Origin of the sequence: Micrococcus lylae NBRC 15355 (assembly GCF_001570885.1) — a bacterium.
GTDB classification, from domain to species: Bacteria; Actinomycetota; Actinomycetes; order Actinomycetales; family Micrococcaceae; genus Micrococcus; species Micrococcus lylae.
In genome coordinates this window covers 1-729 of sequence record NZ_BCSN01000116.1, presented here as the reverse complement: position 1 = coordinate 729, position 729 = coordinate 1, and the positions used below count along the sequence as shown (strand labels likewise).

Sequence of the window (729 nt, the reverse complement as noted above, 5' to 3'; positions counted from 1 at the left end):
GGCGTTCTCTTCGTCGTCGATGGTGATGCGGGTGAACAGGGCGCGGTTGAGGATGCGTCGTTCGGCTGGTTCGCACTTGTTGTAGAGCTCGTCGAGGTCGACCAGGAGTTCGGCGAGCTGGTCCAAGCCTGTTCGGGCCTCGGCGTAGGTGTCGGTGAGGTTGTCGAGCCGGGTGGTGATTTGGTCGAGGCTGGCGCGGATGCGGTCTTGTTCGCTTTTGAGGAGGTCGAGGGGGATCGCGTCGGCGTAGTGAGCTTGGACGAGTTTGAGGCGTTCGGCCTCGAGCTTGTCGCGCTGGACGGTCAGGAGCTTGCGTTCGTCCTCGCTGGATCCTTCGAGCTGGTCGAATACGTCGTTGAGGACCTTCCGGACGTGCTCGGCCTGGGTCTGGGTCAGGGAGTTGCGCTGGTAGGTGCGTTCGATCTCGGCTTCGGCGCGTTCGGCAAGGATCGCGGAGCGAGTGCATTGGGTGGTCTTGCGGCGTCGTCCGGAGCAGGTGAAGTACTCGTAGCGGTCCCCGGCCTTGTCGCGGGGGCGTTCGATCATGAGCTTGGCTCCGCAGGCGCAGTACAGGGTGCCTTTGAGGTAGTGGTCGTACTTCTGTGGCCGTTCGCCACGGGCGTTGTTGGCGTCCAGGTTGGTCTGGACGCGCAGCCGCGTCTCCGCGTCGACGAGGGGCTGGTGGGTGCCGTCGTAGGTGACGCCGCGGAAGGTGACGGTGAAGCGCAC

General features: G+C 64.5%; 1 protein-coding gene. It reads right to left on the bottom strand.

Going from position 1 to position 729, the window contains the following annotated elements:
* On the bottom strand, positions 1-729 hold a 729-nt coding region (locus MLY01S_RS12565; RefSeq protein WP_174520659.1), incomplete at both ends, for a recombinase zinc ribbon domain-containing protein.